General features: G+C 66.7%; 16 protein-coding genes and 1 pseudogene. 7 read left to right on the top strand and 10 right to left on the bottom strand.

Going from position 1 to position 18,100, the window contains the following annotated elements:
- Window positions 1–38: 38 nt before the first annotated feature.
- The gene (locus tag ACNQVK_RS26545) at window positions 39–602 is read left to right on the top strand and encodes a nuclear transport factor 2 family protein (protein ID WP_409549272.1); all 564 of its coding nucleotides are present in this window, start codon (window positions 39–41) and stop codon (window positions 600–602) included.
- Window positions 603–605: 3 nt separating this feature from the next.
- On the opposite strand, the gene ACNQVK_RS26540 is transcribed toward ACNQVK_RS26545, so the two are convergent.
- Window positions 606–2,096 carry a class I adenylate-forming enzyme family protein gene (locus ACNQVK_RS26540; RefSeq protein WP_418031906.1) on the bottom strand — a complete coding sequence of 497 codons (1,491 nt, stop codon included), beginning with the start codon at window positions 2,094–2,096 and terminating at the stop codon, window positions 606–608.
- Between the two features lie 52 nt (window positions 2,097–2,148).
- On the opposite strand from ACNQVK_RS26540, the gene ACNQVK_RS26535 reads away from it, so the two are divergent.
- Window positions 2,149–3,234 carry an IS630 family transposase gene (locus ACNQVK_RS26535; protein ID WP_025997290.1) on the top strand — a complete coding sequence of 362 codons (1,086 nt, stop codon included), beginning with the start codon at window positions 2,149–2,151 and terminating at the stop codon, window positions 3,232–3,234.
- On the opposite strand, the gene ACNQVK_RS26530 is transcribed toward ACNQVK_RS26535, so the two are convergent.
- Complete coding sequence (locus ACNQVK_RS26530; protein WP_044517170.1) at window positions 3,231–4,052, bottom strand: mycofactocin-coupled SDR family oxidoreductase; 822 nt, start codon at window positions 4,050–4,052, stop codon at window positions 3,231–3,233. The genes ACNQVK_RS26535 and ACNQVK_RS26530 overlap by 4 nt on opposite strands.
- A 39-nt stretch (window positions 4,053–4,091) precedes the next feature.
- A pseudogene (locus tag ACNQVK_RS26525) lies at window positions 4,092–5,286 on the bottom strand (acyl-CoA dehydrogenase family protein).
- A 66-nt stretch (window positions 5,287–5,352) separates the two neighbouring features.
- Here ACNQVK_RS26525 and fabG point away from each other — a divergent pair.
- The 5 genes from fabG to ACNQVK_RS26500 all read left to right on the top strand — a co-directional run bounded on the left by fabG (window position 5,353) and on the right by ACNQVK_RS26500 (window position 10,498).
- On the top strand, window positions 5,353–6,141 hold the full coding sequence (fabG, locus tag ACNQVK_RS26520; RefSeq protein WP_418031905.1) for a 3-oxoacyl-ACP reductase FabG: 789 nt from the start codon (window positions 5,353–5,355) through the stop codon (window positions 6,139–6,141).
- Window positions 6,138–7,358, top strand: coding sequence for an acetyl-CoA C-acetyltransferase (locus tag ACNQVK_RS26515; RefSeq protein ID WP_418031904.1), 1,221 nt, complete (start codon window positions 6,138–6,140; stop codon window positions 7,356–7,358). The genes fabG and ACNQVK_RS26515 overlap by 4 nt, the downstream gene beginning before the upstream one ends.
- Entirely contained in the window at window positions 7,355–8,548 is a 1,194-nt protein-coding gene (locus ACNQVK_RS26510) for an acyl-CoA dehydrogenase family protein (RefSeq protein ID WP_418031903.1), read from the top strand. The genes ACNQVK_RS26515 and ACNQVK_RS26510 overlap by 4 nt, the downstream gene beginning before the upstream one ends.
- A 3-nt stretch (window positions 8,549–8,551) precedes the next feature.
- Window positions 8,552–9,220, top strand: a complete 669-nt coding sequence (locus ACNQVK_RS26505) for a GntR family transcriptional regulator (protein ID WP_090434129.1) — start codon at window positions 8,552–8,554, stop codon at window positions 9,218–9,220.
- A 90-nt stretch (window positions 9,221–9,310) separates the two neighbouring features.
- On the top strand, window positions 9,311–10,498 hold the full coding sequence (locus ACNQVK_RS26500) for a CaiB/BaiF CoA transferase family protein (protein ID WP_418031902.1): 1,188 nt from the start codon (window positions 9,311–9,313) through the stop codon (window positions 10,496–10,498).
- A 91-nt stretch (window positions 10,499–10,589) separates the two neighbouring features.
- On the opposite strand, the gene ACNQVK_RS26495 is transcribed toward ACNQVK_RS26500, so the two are convergent.
- Genes ACNQVK_RS26495 through ACNQVK_RS26465 form a run of 7 tightly spaced genes read right to left on the bottom strand, consistent with a single transcriptional unit; the run spans window position 10,590 to window position 18,087 of the window.
- Window positions 10,590–11,417, bottom strand: coding sequence for a TIGR03619 family F420-dependent LLM class oxidoreductase (locus ACNQVK_RS26495; protein ID WP_418031901.1), 828 nt, complete (start codon window positions 11,415–11,417; stop codon window positions 10,590–10,592).
- Window positions 11,414–11,812 (bottom strand): PaaI family thioesterase, encoded by a 399-nt coding sequence (locus ACNQVK_RS26490; RefSeq protein ID WP_418031900.1) that lies wholly within the window; start codon window positions 11,810–11,812, stop codon window positions 11,414–11,416. Before ACNQVK_RS26490 ends, ACNQVK_RS26495 begins: the two co-directional genes overlap by 4 nt.
- A complete protein-coding gene (locus ACNQVK_RS26485) occupies window positions 11,809–12,936 on the bottom strand; it encodes an NDMA-dependent alcohol dehydrogenase (protein ID WP_418031899.1) in 1,128 nt (375 codons plus the stop codon). Before ACNQVK_RS26485 ends, ACNQVK_RS26490 begins: the two co-directional genes overlap by 4 nt.
- The gene (locus tag ACNQVK_RS26480; RefSeq protein WP_418031898.1) at window positions 12,933–14,444 is read right to left on the bottom strand and encodes a class I adenylate-forming enzyme family protein; all 1,512 of its coding nucleotides are present in this window, start codon (window positions 14,442–14,444) and stop codon (window positions 12,933–12,935) included. Before ACNQVK_RS26480 ends, ACNQVK_RS26485 begins: the two co-directional genes overlap by 4 nt.
- Window positions 14,437–15,873, bottom strand: a complete 1,437-nt coding sequence (locus ACNQVK_RS26475; protein WP_418031897.1) for a class I adenylate-forming enzyme family protein — start codon at window positions 15,871–15,873, stop codon at window positions 14,437–14,439. Before ACNQVK_RS26475 ends, ACNQVK_RS26480 begins: the two co-directional genes overlap by 8 nt.
- Window positions 15,866–17,314: a class I adenylate-forming enzyme family protein gene (locus tag ACNQVK_RS26470; RefSeq protein WP_418031896.1), complete on the bottom strand. Its 1,449-nt coding sequence runs from the start codon at window positions 17,312–17,314 to the stop codon at window positions 15,866–15,868. Before ACNQVK_RS26470 ends, ACNQVK_RS26475 begins: the two co-directional genes overlap by 8 nt.
- A complete protein-coding gene (locus ACNQVK_RS26465) occupies window positions 17,314–18,087 on the bottom strand; it encodes an enoyl-CoA hydratase/isomerase family protein (protein ID WP_418031895.1) in 774 nt (257 codons plus the stop codon). Before ACNQVK_RS26465 ends, ACNQVK_RS26470 begins: the two co-directional genes overlap by 1 nt.
- Window positions 18,088–18,100: the final 13 nt, after the last annotated feature.

Here is an 18,100-nt window from a genome sequence, read left to right as displayed (position 1 = left end):
TGGACGCCTTTCTTCTACCTGACTGAGCAGGAGTTCCGATGACTGTCGATTCCGCCCTGGATGGGCTTCAGCGAGACGTGCGGTTTCTGTTGGACCGAACCGAGATCCTCGACTGCGTTGCTCGACATGCCCGTGGATGCGACCGGCACGACGTCGATCTCATTGCCTCGGCTTACCATCCTGACGGCGTCGATGAACACGGCCACACCATCAATGCGGGTCCTGATTACGGCGCGTGGGCCAACGAAACCCATGCCGAAACATCGCGCGTCCACACTCACAACATCACCACGCACACATGTGAGATCGATGGCGATACGGCGCATGCGGAGAGCTACGTCATCGTGGTGCTGATCGGAATCGACGGCAAGAGCGCTCAATTCATCACAGGACGCTACATCGACCGGCTGGAGCGCCGAGACGATCAGTGGCGCATCGTCGTTCGCCGATCGACCGTCGAAGGGATGTTCCTCGCCGATGCGAGAGTGCTGCAATCGTCCTTTTTCACCGAGAAGGGTTATCTCGTGGGCACCCGCGACCGGTCAGACCTGTCGTATGACCGCCCACTGTCGTTGGACAACTCGGCACCGGCACGCTGGTAGCCGCTATCGGGTGTACAGCGCCGCGACGTCTCCCGGCCGCACCTTGAGGGCGGCGTTGCGGGGGAGTGCGTCGACCACCAGTACCGCCACCGGCACATGATGGCTCGGTAGCGCCTCGCGCACCAGGTCTTTCAACTCGGCTTCGGCGGGCACGACGGCATCGCGCCGCAGCTCGACCGCGGCGAAGGGAACCGCGCCGAGGCGGGCATCTGGAACGCCCACGACGCAGGCGTCGAGCACACTGGGATGTGAGATCAGAACCCGCCGAACCGTTTCCGGGAGGATCTTGAAGCCGCCGCGGTTGATCGCGCCGTCGCCGCGCCCGTGCAGTGTCACGAACCCGTCCTCGTCCATGGAGGCCAGATCGGTGGTGCGCACCCAGTCCGGTCCGATGACCTCGACGCGGGCTTCGAGCAGTCCGATGCTGCCCGCCGGAACCTCGGCGGAGGAGTCGGGGTTGACGATGCGGATGCGTACGCCGGGCAGCGTACGTCCGACGCTGTCGGGCTTGTCCGCGCCGTACCGGCGGTACAACTCGGGTGTCCAGCTGCACACCGACCCGGCGAATTCGGTTGCCCCGTAGGCCCATAGCAGTGGTATGCCGTAACGATTCTCGAACTCCGCCCGCAGCTCCGGCTCCAACGGTCCGGAACCGCCCGAGAGTCCCTCCAGCGACGCCAGATCCTCGGGAGGAACGTCGGCCTGCAGCAGCATCCGGAGGATCGCGGGCTGCACACCCGCCCGGGTGATCCGGTAGGTCTTGATCGCCTGAACCCACTCGGGGACGCTGAATTTCTCCAACAGCACCATCCGCTTGCCCGAGCACGGTGCGGCCAGCAGCTGGCAGACACCGATGCTGCCGAACGGCCAGTAGACCAGCGCGGGTGGAGCGTCGGGACCGACCACTTCGGTGCCCGCGCCGATCGTCATGCTCAGCACGGTGTGGGCGAGCACCTTGGTGGCGACCGGGATTCGCTTCGGCGGGCCGGTGGTGCCGCTGCTCAGGATATGCAGGCCGGACTGTCCCAGGGCCGGGTCGTGTCGGCTGCCGGGTTGCCGCGCCGCGATCACGCCGACCCCGAGCGGCGCACCGGACAACGAGATCCCGGCCGATCCGGCTGCGCGCACCGCGCCGTTGAGTTCCGGTGTCCAGTCGTCGATATCGGCGAGGATTGCCGGCAGCGCCAGGCTTTCGGCGTCGCGGGCGATCGCGGTGGCGGACTGGTACGAGTAGATCATCACCACCGGGCGGCGCGACGCGATGAACCCGAGGATCGCCGCGGCGTGGGCCACCCGGTTGCGCACGACGATGCCGACAGGCTCGTCGGGCTCAACGCCGGCGTCCCGCAGCGCGGCCGAGACCTGCTCGATGAACTGCGTGATCTCGTTGCCCGAATACCATTTTCGGTCGAACTCGATGAACGGCCGGTCGCCGTAGGCGCCCAGCCCGCTGGCCAGGCCGTCGGCGAAGTCCGTGGATACGGGGCTGGGCATGCCGGCCTAGTGTCCTGAGTCATTAATTACGATCTAGCTGTTAGACTGGGTCGTGCCGACTCCGCGTGCTGCCAAGATTGTGTTGACCGCTGATGAGCGGGCTGAGCTTGAGGGTTGGGCCAGGCGTCGGACTAGTGCTGCAGGCTTGGCGATGCGGTCGCGAATTGTGTTGGCAGCCGCCGATGGTGGGTCCAATACCGAACTGGCGCGGCGGCTGGATCTGTCGATCACCACGGTGCGTCGGTGGCGTAATCGGTTCGTCGTGGACCGCTGCGACGGATTGCTCGACGAGCCGCGCCCGGGCCGGCCGCGTGTCGTGGGTGATGAGCAGATCAAGGATCTGATCACTGCAACGTTGGAAACGACTCCACCGGATGCCACGCATTGGTCGACGCGGTCGATGGCCGATCACCTGGGCTTGAGTCAGTCGATGGTCTCGCGGGTCTGGCGCGCATTCGGATTAGCTCCACACAAACAGGATTCATGGAAACTGTCCAAGGATCCGCTGTTCGTGGAAAAGGTCCGCGACGTGGTCGGTCTGTACCTGGACCCGCCGGAGCGGGCGGTGGTGCTCTGCGTTGACGAAAAGACGCAGATCCAGGCTCTGAACCGCACCCAGCCCGTGTTCCCGATGCTGCCCGGTACCCCAGCGCGGGCCAGTCACGACTACATCCGCCACGGCACCTCGAGCCTGTATGCGGCCTTGAACCTGACCACAGGAACGGTGATCGGCTCACTGCACGCGCGCCACCGCTCCACTGAATTTCTCGCCTTCTTGAAGAAAATCGACGCCGAAGTCCCCGCCGATCTGGATTGTCACGTCGTGCTCGACAACGCCTCCACCCATAAGACCCCCGCCGTAAAACGTTGGCTGACAAGCCATCCCCGCTTTGTGCTGCACTTCACCCCGACCAGCTCATCATGGCTCAACCTGGTCGAACGGTGGTTCGCCGAGCTGACCACCAAGAAACTGCGCCGCGGCACCCACACCTCAGTGCGCCAACTCAACGCCGACATCCGAGCATGGATCGACACCTGGAACGACAATCCGCGCCCCTACGTCTGGACGAAGACCGCCGACCAAATCCTAGCCAGCATCGGGAACTACTGCACTCGAATTAATGACTCAAGACACTAGAACTGGGTGGAGCCCAGATCGACGGCCACGCGGCTGGCGGTGACATACCGTGACTCGTCGCTCGCCAGCCAGATCGCGGCATCAGCGATGTCCTCGGGTTCGGCGATGTAGTCCGGCAGGAACGGCGTCACCATCTGCATCAGGCCGGGGTTGGTGTCATTGGCCCGGTTGAGCGCGGCCAGCATGTCGCCGGTGCCCATCGGGGTGTTGACCGCACCCGGATGCAGGCTGTTCACCCGGATCTTGTGCTTGCCCAACTCGGCGGCGAACGCCCGGGCCATGCCGGCGACGGCGTGCTTGCTGGCGGTGTAGTGCACCATGAACGGCTGCATCTTGATGCCGGCGGCCGAGCTGATCAGGATGATGGACCCGCCACGGCCGCCGTCGATGATGTGCTGGGCACCGGCCATCACGGTGTTCCAGGTGCCGGTGACGTTGATGTCCATCACGTCGCGGAACGACTCCGGGGTGGTCTCGTTCCAGGGTTCGGGAACCGTGATGCCCGCGTTGGCCACGATGACGTCGAGCCTGCCGAACTCGGCGACGCCCTTACCGACGATCTCCCGCAGCGCGTCGTGGTCGCGGGTGTCGGCGGCGGTCGCGATGATGCGCTTGCCGGTGGCCTCGACGAGGCGCACGGTTTCGGTCAGATCCTCGGGGGTGGCCGAGTCGTAGGGCACGCTCGGTGGCAGCGGACCGGCGATGTCCACCGCGATGATATCGGCGCCCTCTTTGGCCATCCGGACCGCGTGTGCGCGGCCCTGCCCACGGGCAGCTCCGGTGATGAAGGCGACCTTTCCGGCGAGCCGCTCGGTCATGGATTCTCCTTGGTCAGTCTGTTGATTCGGTGGGTGGATTCAGTGCTGGCGCTGGGCGGCCTTGACCAGCCCGCCGCCGATGATGAGTCGCTGGATCTCGCTGGTCCCCTCGTAGAGGCGAAGCAGCCGGACCTCGCGGTAGATGCGTTCGACCGGGACCTCGCGCATGTAGCCGGTGCCGCCGTGGATCTGAACCGCGAGATCAGCCACGTTGCCTGCCATTTCGGTGCAGAACAGTTTGGCTGCCGAGGGGGCGATGCGGCGGTCTTCGCCGGACACCCACTTGGCCGCGGCGTCACGGACCAAAGCCCGGCCGGCCATCACCCCGGTCTGCTGGTCGGCGATCATCGCCTGCACCAACTGGAAGCTTCCGATCGGTTGGCCCCCCTGCGTCGCCGCGGCGGCGTAGGCGACTGATTCATCGAGCGCGCGTTGGGCGGATCCCACCGCGAGGGCCGCGATATGGACCCGGCCGCGCGCCAGGGAGGTCATCGCGGCGCGGTAGCCGACGTCCTCACTGCCGCCGACGAGTGCACTGTTCGGCACCCGTACGTCGGTGAAGTTGACATCGGCGGTCCAGGCGCCCTCCTGACCCATTTTGGCGTCCTTGGCGCCCACCTCGACACCGGCGGCGTCGGCGGGCACGAGAAACACGGCGATGCCAGGGCCGTCGGCATCGGCGGGACGGGTGCGGGCGAACACGACGAACAGGTTCGCGGTGGGTGCGTTCGTGATGAACCGCTTCTGGCCGTTGATCACCCAGTCCGCGTCATCGCCGGAGCCGTCGCGAACGGCCTTGGTGCGCAGGCCCGCCGGGTTGGATCCGGCGCCGGGCTGCAGTCAGGGCGAACGAGGCGACGACGTCGCCGGAGGCGATGCCCTCCAGCCACCGGGTTTTCTGTTCATCGGTACCGAACCCCACCAGAACCTGCCCGGCGATGCCGTTGTTGGTGCCGAACATCGACCGCAGGGCCAGCGAGGTGTAGCCGAATTCCATTGCCAGTTCGACATCCTGGGCCAGGTTGAGCCCGAGGCCACCCCACTGCTGGGGGATCGCGTAACCGAACAACCCCATGTCTTTCGCCTGCTCGCGCAGATCGTCGGGTACCTGATCGGTGGCCAGGATCTCGTTCTCGCGGGGCACCACGGCGGAGCGGATGAAGCTGCGGGTCTGCGCCAGGATCTCCTGGAAGTCCTCGTCGCTGACTTCGGTAGTGGCCGCGGTGGTGGTCACAGGGGAGCTCCATTTCGTCGCGCGGGATCCGCGGGGGTGATGAATCTCCAATATCGTATATGAAATATGATCTGCCTCAGACAGAGCCCCCGGGATCGAAAGTTAGGTGATCAGGTGTCGTTGCTGACCGGTCAGACTGCAGTGGTGACAGGCGGTGCCCAGGGTCTGGGCCTGGCCATCGCGAGACGCTTCATCGACGAGGGTGCCCGGGTGGTGCTCGGCGACGTCAACCTGGAGGCCACCGAGGCGGCCGCCGCCGAACTCGGCGGGCCCGAGGTGGCGACTGCGGTGCGTTGTGATGTGACGTCGTCCGCCGAGGTCGAGGCCCTCGTGCAGGCCGCGGTCGAGCGGTTCGGCCGCCTGGACATCATGGTGAACAACGCGGGCATCACGCGTGACGCCACCCTGCGCAAGATGACCGAGGAGCAGTTCGACCAGGTCATCGCGGTGCACCTGAAGGGCACCTGGAACGGCACCAAATCGGCCGCGGCGATCATGCGGGAGAACCAGCGCGGCGCGATCGTGAACATGTCCTCGATCTCGGGCAAGGTCGGCCTGGTCGGCCAGACCAACTACTCGGCGGCCAAGGCCGGGATCGTCGGCATGACCAAGGCGTCCGCCAAGGAACTCGCGCACCTCGGCGTGCGCGTCAACGCCATCCAGCCGGGGCTGATCCGCTCGGCGATGACCGAGGCCATGCCGCAACGGATTTGGGATCAGAAACTGGCCGAGATCCCGATGGGCCGCGCCGGTGAACCCGACGAGGTGGCCAAGGTCGCGCTGTTCCTGGCCAGCGACCTGTCGTCGTACATGACCGGCACCGTGCTCGAGGTGACCGGCGGTCGGCACGTATGAGCACCCGCGAGGCGGTCATCTGCGAACCGGTCCGCACCCCGATCGGCCGCTATGGCGGCATGTTTGCGTCACTGACGGCCGTCGAACTCGGTGTCGTCGCCCTCAAGGGCCTGTTGGGGCGCACCGGTGTGGCACCGGAGCAGGTGCAGGACGTGATTCTGGGGCACTGCTATCCCAACAGTGAGGCCCCGGCCATCGGCCGCGTGGTGGCGCTCGACGCCGGGCTGCCGGTGACCGTTCCGGGCATGCAGGTCGACCGCCGATGCGGTTCCGGGCTGCAGGCCGTGATCCAGGCCTGCCTGCAGGTGCGCAGTGGCGACAACGATCTGGTCGTGGCCGGCGGTGCCGAGAGCATGAGCAACGTCGCGTTCTATTCGACCGACATGCGTTGGGGTGGAGCCCGAAGCGGCGTGCAGCTTCACGACGGACTCGCACGGGGACGCACCACGGCCGGCGGGCAGTTCTATCCGGTGCCGGGTGGAATGCTGGAGACCGCCGAGAATCTGCGCCGCGACTACGGCATCAGCCGCGCCGAGCAGGACGAACTTGCGGTGCGCTCGCATCGAAGTGCTGTGGCGGCCCAGGAGTCCGGGGTTCTGGCCGAGGAGATCATTCCCGTGACGGTCCGCTCCCGTAAAGGCGAGACAGTGATCGACACCGATGAGCACCCGCGTGCCGACACCACGGTCGAGGCGCTGGCCAAGCTGAAACCTGTTCTGCTCAAGCAGGACCCGGAGTCCACCGTGACCGCGGGCAACTCCAGTGGTCAGAACGACGCCGCGTCCATGTGCATCGTCACCACCCCGGAGAAGGCCGCCGAGCTGGGCCTGCGGCCGCTGGTGCGCATGGTGTCGTGGGGTTCGGCGGGTGTCGCCCCCAACGTCATGGGCATCGGCCCGGTTCCGGCTACCGAGGTGGCCCTGGCAAAGGCCGATCTGCAGCTCAGCGACATCGACCTGATCGAGCTCAACGAGGCGTTCGCCGCCCAGGCACTGGCCGTGACGAAGGAGTGGAAGTTCGGCGAGGCCGACTTCGAGCGCACCAACGTCCGGGGATCCGGCATCTCGCTGGGGCACCCGGTCGGGGCGACCGGCGGGCGGATGCTGGCCACGCTGGCGCGGGAACTTGATCGGCGTCAGGCCCGCTACGGGTTGGAGACCATGTGCATCGGCGGTGGCCAGGGGCTGGCCGCCGTGTTCGAAAGGGTGACCCCATGACCAGACTCGCGCAAACCCTGGGGCTCACCGAGTTCCAGACCGAGATCGTCTCGACGGTAAGGCAATTCGTCGACAAGGAGGTCATCCCGACCGCCCAGGAGCTGGAACACTCCGACACCTACCCGCAGGCCATCGTCGACCAGATGAAGGAGATGGGCCTGTTCGGGCTCATGATCCCCGAGGAGTACGGCGGGCTCGGCGAGTCGCTGCTCACCTACGCGCTGTGCGTCGAGGAGCTGGCCCGCGGCTGGATGAGCGTGTCCGGGGTGATCAACACCCACTTCATCGTCGCGTACATGGTCCGCCAGCACGGAACCGACGCCCAGAAGCAGAAGTTCCTGCCGCGCATGGCGACTGGTGAGACACGGGGTGCATTCTCGATGTCCGAGCCCGAGCTGGGCTCCGACGTGGCAGCGATCCGCACCCGGGCCAAGAAGAACGACGACGGCACGTACACGATCGACGGCCAGAAGATGTGGCTGACCAACGGCGGCAGTTCCACCCTGGTGGCCGCGCTGGTGCGCACGGACGAGGGCGCCGACAAGCCGCACCGCAACCTGACCGCGTTCCTGGTCGAAAAGCCCACCGGCTTCGGTGAAGTCGTTCCCGGTCTGACCATTCCGGGCAAGCTCGACAAGCTGGGCTACAAGGGCATCGACACCACCGAGCTGATTTTCGACGGCTACCGGGCCAGTGCCGACGACGTCCTCGGCGGGGTCACCGGGCAGGGCTTCTTCCAGATGATGGACGGGGTCGAGGTCGGCCGCGTCAACGTCTCGGCCCGGGCCTGCGGCGTGGGAATCCGCGCCTTCGAGCTGGCGGTCCGTTATGCCCAGCAGCGGGAGACGTTCGGCAAGCCGATCGCCGAGCATCAGGCCGTGGCCTTCCAATTGGCCGAGATGGCAACCAAAGTCGAGGCCGCCCATCTGATGATGGTCAACGCCGCCCGGCTCAAGGACTCCGGCGAGCGCAACGACGTGGCCGCGGGCATGGCCAAGTATCTGGCCAGCGAGTTTTGTTCGGAGGTCACCCAGCAGAGCTTCCGGATTCACGGCGGGTACGGCTATTCCAAGGAGTACGAGATCGAACGGCTGATGCGCGACGCACCGTTCCTGCTGATCGGTGAGGGCACCAGCGAGATCCAGAAGAACATCATCAGCAAGCGCCTGCTGTCCGACTATCGGGTCTGAACCGTGTCCATCCCCGATTTCGCTTCTCGGCCACAGCTGGCCGAGGATGTGGCGCGACTGATCCGGCGCCGGATCTTCGACGGCACCTATCCGGCGGGCAATTACATCCGGCTCGAGCAACTGGCGGCCGAGCTGGGGATCAGCGTGACGCCGGTACGCGAGGCGTTGTTCGGCCTGCGCACCGAGGGGCTGCTGACCCAGCAGCCACGGCGCGGGTTCCTGGTGCTGCCGGTCACGCGGCGCGACATCGACGACGTGGCGGGCGTGCAGGCGCACATCGGCGGGCAGCTGGCGTCCCGGGCGGCCGGGCAGATCACCGACGGCCAACTCGGTGAGCTCGCCCGGATCCAGCGGGAGCTGGAGGACGCGTATGCGCAAGACGATCATGAGGCAGCGGTACGGCTCAACCATGCGTTCCACCGCGGTGTCAACCGGGCGGCCGAATCGCCGAAACTTGCCCAGCTGATGTCCCAAATCACCCGTTACGCACTGGAATCGGTGTATCCGACGGTGGAGGGCTGGCCCGAGCAGTCCACCCACGACCACCGCCGGATCCTGGCCGCGCTCAAGGCCCGCGACGGGGATGCGGCCCGCGACGCCATGGCCGAGCACCTGTGTGCCGCGTCCAAACCGCTGACCGAGCACCTCGACCGGCTGGGTGTGCTGGAGTAGCGAGTTGATCCGCGAGCAGACGCAAATGTACCCATTTCGGTAGGAAAACAGGGACTTTCGCGTCTGCTCGCCGAGGAAAAGGATGGGTGCATGGCAGGTGTTCTCGACGGGATACGGGTGCTCGACTACGGCCGGTTCATCGCGGCCCCCTGGTGCAGCGCGATCCTGGCCGACATGGGTGCCGACGTGCTGCGGGTGGAGAAACGCGAAGGCGGGGAAGACCGTTGGGTGCAGGCCGTCACCGAGGGCGGTGAAGGCGGCACCTTCCTGCAGTGCAACCGCAACAAGCGCTCACTCACGCTGGACTCCACCACTGCTGAGGGCGCGGAGATCACCCGCCGGCTGGTGGCGGAGGCCGACATCGTGATCGCCAACATGCCCGCGGCCGGGATGCGGGCCAGCGGGCTGGACTACGAGACACTCAAGGCGGTCAAGCCCGACATCATCCTGGCCAGTGCAACGGCCTACGGCGAGGGCGGTCCGTACAGCGAAAAGATCGGCTTCGACGGCGCCGGACAGGTGATGTCGGGGGCGGTCTACCGTCAGGGGCTGCCCGACCAACCGATCCGAACGGTGGTGCCCTACGCGGATTTCGGGACCGCGCTCACGCTCGCGATCGGCGTCATGATGGCGCTGTATCACCGCGACAAGACCGGGGAGGGGCAGCACGTCGAAGGCGCCCTGCTGCCCACCGCTCTGATGCTGTCGAACGCCTTCCTGATCGAGCGTGAACTGCTGCAGGTCGACAAGCCCCGGATGGGCAACAAAGGTGCGTCGGTCGCGCCGTGCGATCTCTATCGCACCGCCGACGACCAGTGGGTCCTGCTGCAGGTCGCCGGGCAGCCGATGTTCAAGCGCTGGTGCCGGCTGGTGGGTCGAGAAGAACTGTTCGACGATCCACGTTTCGCCAACGACGACATCCGCTGGGCCAACGGCGACATCCTCAACGACATCATGGCCGAGTGGTGTGCCGACAAGACCAAGGCGGCCGTGCTGGAGCTGTTGGAGAAGGCGAAAATGCCCGCCGCCCCGCTGCATTCCACGCAGGACGTGCTCGACGACCCGCATGTGCAGGCCATGGGCTACCTACAGCGGGTCCCGTTCCCAGGTGCGTCGCGCGATGTGCCGATCATCGAGACGCCGTTCCGGATGTCGGCGACGCCGGGGACGATCCGGCGACGGGCTCCGCTGTTGGGTGAGCACACCGATGAGGTGCTCGCCGAGATCGGTTATGACGCAGCGCAGATCGCCCAGTTGCGGACGAACCAGATCGTGTAAGAGTGAACCGTTGAGATTGCATACAGGGTCGTGAAGTTCGTGGATTCACGACCCTGTACGCAATCTCAACATCGCACGACCAGGTGTGAATCTACAGCGATTCGCCGATCGCATGAAGCGCCGCGAGCTGCTCGCAGAAGTGTTCGGCGCTGCGCGCCTGCACCGTGCAGTTGGCGACGGTGGCCCCGGCATCGCGCAACCGGCCCAGACGGCCTCGTGCGTTGTCTGGGTCTCCCAGCGGGTCCAGGGACACCCCGGGGGAGAGGACGACATCGAAGTCCGCAGGCAAGTGGTGCGGTGCGAGAAACTCGGCGATGGTGTCGGGCGAAAGGCCGAAAGGGACCCAGCCGGTGCCCAATTCGACGGCACGCCGTAGCGAGCGTTTGGTGCGCCCGCCCACCCAGACCTCGAGATCCGTCGTGGAGGCGTGCGGTTCGATGACGAATCCGTCGACCTCGCGTTGCCCCCACGCGGCCCGCAGTCGGGCGATGTCGCGGTCGGCCGCGGCCCCGCGGTCTTCCCACTGGGCGCCGAGCAGTTCGAATTCCTCGGTCAGTGACCCGACGCCGACGCCGAGGATCACTCGTCCGCCGCTGAGCCGGTCGAGGGTCCCATAGCTCTTCGCCAGTGCCACCGGGTGGTGATAGGGCAGCACCACCACGGCGGTGGCCAACCGGATGCGCCGGGTCCGGGCCGCCAGGAACGACAAGGTGGCCAGCGGGTCCCAGTACACCGTCCCGCGCACCGCGGCGGCGGAGGCGGGTATCCCGGTGTGCTCGGCACACGTGAGGTGGTGAAACCCCAAGCCGTCAGCCGCCTCGGCGATCAAAGCCAGCTCGTCGGGTCCGGCGTCGGCCTCCCACGGCGAGAACTCACCGGGATGCTGCATGACAATGGGTGTGGACAGTCCGAGCTTCACGACGTTGCCTCCTTGGCCTGGATCTTCGCAAAGCTGACGGTGGCCACGACGGCCAGGTCATCGTTCGGGACCGTGAAGATGTCGACCTGGATCACCATGGATCGCTTACCGGCGTGCACGATGCGGGCCACGGCCCGCGCGGCGCCGTCGGTCACCGGCCGTAGGTAACGCAGGTTGAGGTCCGAGGTCACCACGCTGTGGCCCGGTGGCAATTGACGCATGGCGAGCTTGCCGGCCGCGGTGTCCACCAGGGTGGCAAGCAGACCACCCTGCAGACCGCCGTTGGTGTTCACCACGTGTGGGGCCACGGGAAGCTCGACGACGGCCTCGTCGTCGGAGCCCGGGGCGTCCCGATAACCGATCAGCTCGAACAGTTCGAAGATGTTGGTGGTCATCGGTCTGCCTCGGTATAGCGGATGACACCGCGGATGTTGCGTCCTTCCAGCATGTCCCGGTAGGCATCGTTGATCTGGTCGAGCCGGTATTCGCGGGTCACCATGTCGTCGAGATTCAACTCACCCAGCTGATACAGGGTGAGCAGCTCGGGTATGTCGAACTGGGGATTGCCGCCACCGAACAGGCTTCCTTGCAGACTCTTCTGCAGCAAGGTCAAGCCGGCCAGGTTGAGCGTCGTCTCGGAATCGATCACGCTGCCCATCGCCGTCAGCACACAGGTCCCGCCCTTGGCGGTGAGCTGCATCCATGACTCGACGTCGCGGCCCTCGGTACGCCCGACAGTGACGATGACCTTGCGGCACATGCGACCACCGGTCGCTGCGGCCACTCCGGCCAAGGCGGTGGTTACGTCCGGATAGGCCTCGTGGGCCCCGAACTTCAGAGCCTGTTCCCGCTTCCATTCGACCGGGTCCACCGCGAAGATGCGCCGGGCCCCGGCGATGGCTGCGCCTTGCAGAGCTGCGATGCCGACGCCGCCGACGCCGACGATTGCCACGTCCTCACCGGGACGGACGTTGGCGCTGCGCACGGCCGAGCCGTATCCGGTGGTCACCCCACAGCCGACGAGGCACGCCACCTCGAAGGGAATTGTCGGGTCGATCTTGACCACCGAGGTCCGATGCACCACTACGTACGGGGAGAAGGTGCCGAGGAGGGACATGGGAATCACGTTCTGTCCCTTTGCCTGTACCCGGAACGAACCGTCGGACACCGATGCACCGGCGAGGAGGCCCATGCCGAGGTCACAGAGATTGCGCAGGCCGGTCTGGCAGGCCGGGCAGCTACCGCAGGACGGGATGAACGACATCACCACGTGATCCCCGACCTCCAGACCTTCGGTGTCGGGGCCGACTTCAACGATCACCCCGGCACCCTCATGCCCGCCCAGGATGGGGAAGTCGGCCATCGGGATGTCTCCGGTCATCAGGTGATGGTCGGAGTGACACAGCCCCGCGGTTTCCAGGGCCACCTTTACCTCGCCCTTGCGAGGGTCGCCGATCTCGATCTCCTCGATCGACCACGGTTGACCGAAGTCCCATACCAGGGCGCCTTTGGTTTTCATCGGTGGACACCTTCCCTCAACATGGCTCGCAACGCGGCGTTGTCGACTTTCCCGGTGCCCCCGCGGGGGAGGGCATCCTCCCTGTCGAGGAGCAGCCACAGCGTGGGCACCTTGAACGAGCTGATGATCGCGTGGGTGGCCGAGCGTAGTGCTTCGACGGTCAGCCCGTCGCCCACCACGGCCGCACCGACCCGGTTGGCAGGGCCGTCAGGAACGCTCACCACATGTGCTGCGCGGACCCCCGGAAGGGACCGCAGCGCTCGCGCCACTTCACTCGGATACACCGTGGCGCCACGGACCTTGAACATGTCGTCGGATCGGCCGCGGTAGAACAGGAACCCGTCGGCATCCAGGTGTCCGAGATCGCCGGTCGGGTAGTAGCCGTCGGCGGTGAACACCTGCTCTCGGCTACGCCGGCAGATTCCCCGCATCACGTGCGGGCCCCGGATCTGGATTGCCCCGGCTTCCCCGCGGGGCAGCACAACGCCGGTCTCGACGTCGGCGATGCGCACGTCCGTACCGTCGAACGGTCTGCCGCAGCTGCCCCAGGCCGATTCCGGCATGTCGGCGTCGGCCCTGAATCCGCAGTACGGGCCGAACGATTCGGTCATTCCCAACAATGACGCCCGCGCCCCGGGCCGTGACCGCATCCCGTCCGGCAGCAGCGCTTCCAGGCTTCCGGGCCGCAATGAGCTCAGATCCGCGGCGCCGGCGTGGCGGGCCAGCGCCTCGGCCTGCTCGGGCCAACCCCGGAACAGCGTGACCTGTTCGCGCTGAAGCAGTTCGAGCGTGGATTCGGGGTGGGGTACGGGTTCGGTCACCAGGGTGGCCCCGGCGACCAGGGCGGAGAGGATGCCTGCGCCGAAACCGCCCACCCAGAAGAACGGCATGGGCAGATACAGCCGGGTGTCGGCGGTGATGCACCGCGCCTCGAGCCCAGAGCGCACCGCGCCCAGGGCGCTCCGGTGCGAATGAACGGTCCCCTTCGGTGGCCCGCTGCTGCCCGAGGTGAACATGATGACCATCGGGTCGCTTTCGCGTACGCAGCTGGCCAGCGCGTCCGCAGTGCCACGCGCTCCGCTGAATCCCATTGCTTCCCCGGCGGTCCACACCGCGCGCAGCGCGGGTACCTGATTCCGGTCCACCGGGTATCGGTGGCCACGGAATTCCTCGACCGCGAACAGGAACTGCACCGACGCCATGCGTAATTGGGCCGTCAGTTCGCTTGGGCGCAGCAGTGTGCTCAGCGGCACCAGGACGGCGCCGATCCGCATCAGTGCGATCGCGATCCGGACCCAGTCCACCCCGTTGGGCATGATGAGCCCGACCCGAGACCCTTTGGTGATGCCCGCCGCGATGAATCCGGAGGCCAGTCCGGCTGTGCTCGTGTCCAGTTCGGCGTAGGTGAGACGAGCATCAGGGTCGGTCACCGCGGACTTCGAGGCCTGCGCAGACAGGGCGTGCGCGCGCACCAGCGCGTCGATGGTGTCGGGCTCCCGATCAGGCACTGAACAGCCTCGCGAGTGCGGGTAGATCGAGCTTTCCGCTGGAGAGCGTCGGCACGTCGCCGGTACCGCATACCGCGAACACCCGAGGGACCTTGTAGGCCGACAGCGTGGCGCGCAGCTCGCTGCGCACCGCGTCGATGTCGACGGGGTCGTCGGTGACGATGACTGCCGCGACGATCTGACCGCGAGTCGTATCGGGCAGGCCGAGGACGTGCGCGGTGAGTCCCAGTGCCGCCACCGCCTTCTCGACTTCGCCGGGGGTGACATTTGCGCCGGCGGTCTTGATCATCGCGCCCGCGCGGCCGAGGAAGTAGAAGTAACCGTCGTCGTCGACGCGTACCAGATCGCCGGTGTGAAACCATCCGTCGGCGTCGAAGCAGTCTTCGCGGTTGCGTCCGTAGTAGCCCTGCATGAGGTATGGCCCACGAACGCACAATTCGCCGGAGTCGAGCACCTTCGTGTCGAATCCGGGTGCGGGCCGGCCATAGCTGCCGCGACGATGCTCGGGTTGGTCGCCGTCGTCGCCGTCGACCAGGACCACACTGCCGGTCTCGGTCATTCCCAGCATGTTGTGCCGTAGCTCCGGATCGGCAGGCCGGCAGGCGGCCGCCATGACGGGGTAGAGGTTGCCTCGCGTTGCCGAGAAATGACGGTTCGGGTAGCTGGGATGGCTGCTCAGATGGCTGATGCCGGCGACGAATCCATTGGTGATGGTGGGGTTCTCGGCCTCCAGCAGGTCGAGGGTGGCTCCCGCGTCGGTCGCGTTCGAACAGATCAGGGTTGCCCCGGCGGTGATCGTGGCCAGCAGACCGAAGGCGAAGCCGCCGATCCAGAAGAACGGCGAGTTGCAGAACAGTCGGTCGGCCGCCGTGAGGCCGCGGATCGCGTTGAGGTTGCGCTGATGTCCGATCAGTGATGCGTGGGTGTGGACCACGCCTTTTGGGGAGCCGGTGGATCCCGACGTGTAGATGACCGCCAGTGGATCGGACCCGTCCACATCGTCTTCGAATTCGGTCGGGGTCGGGACGTCGGCGTGCGGCAGATCGAACAACACCTGTCGCAGGCACGGTGCGTCGATACCGGCGAGGCGTTGCGTGTAGTCGTGATTGCGGAAACTGCGGGCCGACAGCAGGATCGCGGTATCGCTGGCGTGCACCTGGGTATGCAGCTCAGTCGCGGTGAGGAAGGTGGAGTACGGCACCACCACCGCACCGATGCGGGCGGCCGCGAGCATCCCGACCACGAAATCGACCCCGTTGGGATAGAGCAGCCCGACGTGCGTGCCCTTACCGGCGCCGAGGGCGAGCAGACCGCCGGCCACCTCCGCGGAGCGGCGCTGTGCCTCGGCGTAGCTGATCCGTCCGTCATCGCAGATCAGCAGCGGGCGATCGGCGCACTCGCGCAGCAGCTCCGCAACGGTGTCAGACACGCGAGGCGAAATGGTCCCGTACGGCGCCGAGATCGGCCTTCCCCGAAGGCGTCCGGGGAATCGTCTCGACGATGGCGATGTCGGTGGGGATCTCGTAGCGGGCCAGTCGGCCGCCCAGGTACTCGAGAAGAACGTCGACGGTGGCTGTGCCGTGCAGTTCGACCATCGCCACCGGCGTCTCGCCCAGGCGGTCATCGGAGATGCCGATCACGGCCGCACCGCGCACCGCGGGGTGGCTCTCCAGGGCGGTGCGGACATCGTCGGGCATCACCTTGAACCCACCGCGGATGATGGCCTGGTCGGCGCGGCCGAGGATCCAGACGAATCCATCGGCATCGATACGTGCCAGGTCGGTGGTGCGCAGCCAGTCCGCGTCGGCATCGAACTGTGCCGGTTTGACCTCCAGCAAGCCCTTCTCGTCGGGCTCCAGCGGATTGCCGTCCTCGTCGACCACGCGCAGCCGGGCTCCGGGGTTGGCTCGGCCAACGCTGCCGCGCTTGACTTTCCAGTACTTCTGGTGATCTGCCAGCGTCCAGCCGGCCACCCCACCGCCGAACTCGGTCGCGGCATACGAGGTCAACACCGGGATACCGAACTTCTCGGTGAAGGCGTCGGCGTCATCGGCGGACAGGGGAGCGGTGCCGGAGGTGACCGCACGGACGCTGGCGAGGTCGCCGCGAGTCAGGTCGGAGTGCAGCACCATGCGCAGCGCGGCCGGGACCAGCGATACCGCCCGCGGTTGGTGCTCCCGTACGGCGTCGGCCCAGCGCGTGAGGTCGAATTTGGCCAGCAGCACGAATGATCGGGCTTCGGCGATACACAGCAGCACCCGGTACACACCGCCGACGTGCACCAGTGGCGAGTTGACGATCGCCACGCCGCGCCGCAGTTCGGTTGGAGACGAGGCATTTTCGGGGTCCCGGCCGATGACGCTGCGGGCCAGCATGTCGTAGGTGAGGTCCACCCGCTTGGGCGGGCCGGTGGTTCCGCTGGTCAGCATCCACACCGCCACACCCGGACGCCCCGCATCCTGGGAGGGGCGCTGGGCGGGGCTGACCCCGGGTTCGGTGTCGAGATCGCGGATCGTCACCGTTGTCGTCGCAGGCGAGGGGGTGGACAGCGCGGCGATGTCCTCGGCCAGGCCGATGAGCACCGGCAGCCCGAGGGCTTCGATGTCGGCGCGGGTGCGCTCGTCACCGCGGGACGGGTTGATCACGACGACGGTTCCGCCTGCGGCCAGCACCCCGAGCAGCGCCGCCACATGTGCGGGCTGATTGCGCAGCATGATGCCTACCCGCGTGCCGGACGACACCGCACTGATGCGCCGCGCCAGCGTCGCGACCTGCCCCCAGGTGTGCCATTGGCCGTCGTACTGGATGGCGTTCGCGGCCGGATCCAGGGCGAGGACGTCGTCGATGCGTTGTGAAAGGGGATGGGCCATCAGCGGATCCGGGGTGCTGTCTTGGGCAGGGGGCGCTCGGCCAGCTCGGCCTTGGCGATCGGGTTGCCCAGCCGGGTGTAGATGAGGCCCTGGTCCATGGCGGCGCGGTAGGGCTTGTCCAGGGACTCCCAGATCGCCTTCACGGTTCCCTGCGTGGCCGTCGGCGGCTTCGCGGCGATGGTGGTGGCGATCTGGTTCGCGCGGTCCCACAACTGGTCCCTGGCCACCACTTCGGTGACAAGTCCGATGCGCAGCGCCGTCTCGGCGCCGACGCGCTCGTCGTTGCCCATCAGCGCCATTCGCAAGGTATCGCCGAGCCCGACCCGCCGCATCAGGCCGATGGGCTCCAGCGCCGACACCAGACCCGCGCTGACGTGGGAATCGAAGAACGTGGCTTCCTGCGAGCAGATCACGACGTCGGCTTCGTTGACGAAATACAGCGCGCCGGCCGTGCACATGCCCTGCACCGCGCAGACCACCGGTTTCCACATCTTCTGCCACTTCGGGCTCAGCAGTTCGCCGGGATCCTCGTGGTTCCAGACGATCTCGGGCTGACCATAGCTGGACTTCACGTCCAGGCCGGCGCTGAACGCGCGGTCGCCCGCGGCCCGCAACACCACGGCATTGATGCCTTCGTCATCTTTGATGGCGTGCCAGGCGTCGCGCATCTCATTGCACATGGCCCGGTTGAACGAGTTCAGCGCGTCGGGCCGGTTCAGCGTGACCGTGGCGACCCGTGATCCGTGGTCGAAGTCGAGGAGCAGTGTCTCCATCAGTGCTGTCTCC

This window comes from Mycobacterium sp. 134 (assembly GCF_048282715.1).
Classification (GTDB): Bacteria; Actinomycetota; Actinomycetes; order Mycobacteriales; family Mycobacteriaceae; genus Mycobacterium; species Mycobacterium septicum.
The sequence above is the reverse complement of the archived record's forward strand: the minus strand, read 5'-3'. Positions and strand labels throughout refer to the sequence as shown.

Coding starts and splice junctions, on each gene's coding strand:
- ACNQVK_RS26515 (WP_418031904.1), top strand. CDS start 6,138: ATGAGCACCCGCGAGGCGGTCATCTGCGAACCGGTCCGCACCCCGATC.
- ACNQVK_RS26465 (WP_418031895.1), bottom strand. CDS start 18,087: ATGGAGACACTGCTCCTCGACTTCGACCACGGATCACGGGTCGCCACG.
- ACNQVK_RS26470 (WP_418031896.1), bottom strand. CDS start 17,314: ATGGCCCATCCCCTTTCACAACGCATCGACGACGTCCTCGCCCTGGAT.
- fabG (WP_418031905.1), top strand. CDS start 5,353: ATGATCTGCCTCAGACAGAGCCCCCGGGATCGAAAGTTAGGTGATCAG.
- ACNQVK_RS26530 (WP_044517170.1), bottom strand. CDS start 4,052: ATGACCGAGCGGCTCGCCGGAAAGGTCGCCTTCATCACCGGAGCTGCC.
- ACNQVK_RS26500 (WP_418031902.1), top strand. CDS start 9,311: ATGGCAGGTGTTCTCGACGGGATACGGGTGCTCGACTACGGCCGGTTC.
- ACNQVK_RS26485 (WP_418031899.1), bottom strand. CDS start 12,936: ATGAAAACCAAAGGCGCCCTGGTATGGGACTTCGGTCAACCGTGGTCG.
- ACNQVK_RS26510 (WP_418031903.1), top strand. CDS start 7,355: ATGACCAGACTCGCGCAAACCCTGGGGCTCACCGAGTTCCAGACCGAG.
- ACNQVK_RS26490 (WP_418031900.1), bottom strand. CDS start 11,812: ATGACCACCAACATCTTCGAACTGTTCGAGCTGATCGGTTATCGGGAC.
- ACNQVK_RS26545 (WP_409549272.1), top strand. CDS start 39: ATGACTGTCGATTCCGCCCTGGATGGGCTTCAGCGAGACGTGCGGTTT.
- ACNQVK_RS26540 (WP_418031906.1), bottom strand. CDS start 2,096: ATGCCCAGCCCCGTATCCACGGACTTCGCCGACGGCCTGGCCAGCGGG.